The following is a 2,643-nucleotide window of genomic DNA, read 5'->3' as shown; positions in this document are numbered from 1 at the left end:
TTGTCGGCGAGGAAGAGATTGATCCTAACAGCGACGCCTTCTCGCAGTGGATCATGAACCTCGCCTACGAGGAGTAGTCGGCGCGATCCGCGCTCGAGGCATGTCCGTTTCTCTTTGTCCTCGGTATCCTGGTAGACGAACAGTTGATGCACACCCCCATCACGGTCTTCTTTGACTGAGTCTCTAAACCGAGATTGCCAGATGACAAAGACAGGTGTAATATCATGTTTGTTTTTAACTGTTAGCTAGTATCAGTTTATCCTGATCACGTTTTTTCGTGAGGTCAAGTTCAACGTGAATGCCGAGGCTTTGCGCCTGCTCTCTAGTAAGGAATAGCCAACATCCTGACCGGAGATCCCTCGGCCCAGCCGCAGAAGTATGTCAACATCCCAAATATCCGTCATTGACGTGTGGTACAGATATCCGGTACAGATTTCTGTGACAGATAGTTATTACAGACATCTATACAGGCTGGTCAGAGATTGACCTCCGACTGCTACAAACCCCCACCGAAGCCGGTATCCTTCGGATGTCATCCACCGTAAAACCGCAAGAGGGCGCGATTACAGATAGATAATACAGACAGATAAAACAGACATTGAGAACAGAAGTCTGTTACAGATATCTGTACTGGAAGTCAGTACCGTATGTCTGCCACAAATTTATGTATGTAGTGACTGTATTGACTTCTATGATAACAGCAGTCGTCTACTCTGAATCCGGCGGCACGTTCAAGACCACCACCACCGCAAACCTTGCAGTTGCCCTCGAGCGCATGGACCTCGATGTCTGTGTGATCGACCTGGACCCCCAAGAGGGGAATCTCACGAGCCTATTCGACGTCGGTGAGTTCCGGAGTGATCCCGACGCAGACAACATCGTTAAGCACATCCTCGAGATGCCTGATGGGCCCTTTGAAGACATAATCGAGACATCCGAGGAAGGCGTCGACGTCGTTCCAAGTCATGACATGCTTGGTGATTTCACGTCGAACCTCGAGCAGAAGATCGACTACGAGACGGGCATGAAGAATATGAGCCGAGAGGAGTTCCCACGGTACGAACTCCTGTACGACCTGCTCTGGGACAAAGAGCAGCTCCACGAACGGTACGATGCCATCTTGATCGACCCGAACGCCCGTGCTGAGGACCTGCTATACAACGCTATCTACGCTATGCGGACACTGGTTGCGCCGGTCAAACCAGCCGGGAAGGGTAACCTCAGTCTCGGGGGCCTCGAGGAACTCGTGACGAACATGGAGCAGCATCTGGATATCGAGGTTGGCCTCTCGTGTGTCGTTCCCTCTGGTGTCGGGCAGACGAACGCCCACCAACAGTACACCAAGCAGTTCGAAAACAACGAGTACTACCCAACGCCCGTGTCGATCCCTAATCGCGAGAGTCTCATGGACACGATGTGGGAAGCCCGTGGGTCCGCGTTCAAAGTGCTCGAAGAACGCTGGAAAACCTTCGAACAAGACGGCGAGATGGTCAGCGAACCCGGTCAGCGTGGCGTCCGTGACCGTGAGCTCGAGACCGCACGTGATCTCTACTCGCTCGCTGCGTTCATCGCGACCGAGACGTTCGACATTGATGTCGATACCGAGCTCGTCCTCGAGATCGACGGCTACGGCGAGGAGCGATTCGATGTGGGTGACACCGAGCGTGAGGTGACGGCCTGATGCCCATGAAACGAGGATCTGGAAACCTCGACTTTGGGTCTGGGGAAGACAGTGATGACGAAGACACTGAGAGTGAGACCGAGGGTCAAGACGAACCGATACAAGACACTGACTCAGAATCGGATCGTCCAGTGACCAATTCGCCACCAGCAGAACCAGAGCCGCAGGCGGAGAGCGCGGACGATCCTGACGAGGATAGCAGTGAGGGAGAGGCTGAAAACAACGAAGGCGATCGGGAGCAGTTCCCCTATTTTGTCCGTCGAAGCAATGTCGGTGACGAACGCGATGAACGAATCGAAGTTCACCTTCGGAAATCAGTTCACAGTCAGGAGACCGCATTCCGCAATCAACTCGCCGATGAACTCGAGACTGAAGAAGTATCAAAGACTGACGCTCGAGAATTCGCCCTAAAGTTCGCGTTTGAGAACCCAGAGGGTGTCGCCGAACTCATGCGTGAGGAAGGGTTCGGCTTGATCGATTGAGTTCCACACCGTATACGAATTCTCACCCTCGTTCGCACACCGAAAATCTGTGAGTTCTAGAGACGACCTCAGAAACGCCTCGCGTTTCTGATAGGCTGCACAAAAACGGAGTTACGCTGTATCCCCTCCCTGTTCGCTTTGCTTGCTGAGGAAGGGACACTAGCACCTCGATTTAGCGGTGGCGGTGAGGGTGCCAAGCCCCCACCCTCAAGGAGCGATCGGAGAGAGCGAGTAGGGCGGGGTAGTTCACGTGAAGCCGTGTTTCAGTCATTGTTTTCAACCGCGGAAACAGCCATCCCAAAACAGCCATCACTGACTTGTGGGACAAGTATCTGGTACAGACTTCTGTAACAGATACTTATTACAGACACTCGTTGCAGATTATCCACACAGACTAGAACCGGTACGGACGCGGTGGCCAGCGGCTTCCCGTGGATTAGCGGTGGCGGTGAGGGTGCCAAGCCCCCGCCCTCAAGGAGC

General features: G+C 53.6%; 2 protein-coding genes and 1 pseudogene. All 3 read left to right on the top strand.

Features of this window, described 5'->3' with window-relative positions:
* Nucleotides 1-77 (top strand): annotated as a pseudogene (locus C476_RS18190) (helix-turn-helix transcriptional regulator); the annotation flags it as partial.
* Nucleotides 78-691: 614 nt separating this feature from the next.
* Complete coding sequence (locus C476_RS17595; protein ID WP_008015511.1) at nucleotides 692-1,681, top strand: ParA family protein; 990 nt, start codon at nucleotides 692-694, stop codon at nucleotides 1,679-1,681.
* Complete coding sequence (locus C476_RS17590) at nucleotides 1,681-2,163, top strand: hypothetical protein (protein ID WP_008015508.1); 483 nt, start codon at nucleotides 1,681-1,683, stop codon at nucleotides 2,161-2,163. The genes C476_RS17595 and C476_RS17590 overlap by 1 nt, the downstream gene beginning before the upstream one ends.
* Nucleotides 2,164-2,643: the final 480 nt, after the last annotated feature.

Origin of the sequence: Natrinema limicola JCM 13563 (genome assembly GCF_000337475.1) — an archaeon.
In the GTDB taxonomy this organism is placed as follows: Archaea; Halobacteriota; Halobacteria; order Halobacteriales; family Natrialbaceae; genus Natrinema; species Natrinema limicola.
The sequence above is the reverse complement of the archived record's forward strand: the minus strand, read 5'-3'. Positions and strand labels throughout refer to the sequence as shown.

Excerpts from the sequence above, each read along its gene's own strand:
- C476_RS17595 (WP_008015511.1), top strand. The coding sequence starts at position 692 with ATGATAACAGCAGTCGTCTACTCTGAATCCGGCGGCACGTTCAAGACC.
- C476_RS17590 (WP_008015508.1), top strand. The coding sequence starts at position 1,681 with ATGCCCATGAAACGAGGATCTGGAAACCTCGACTTTGGGTCTGGGGAA.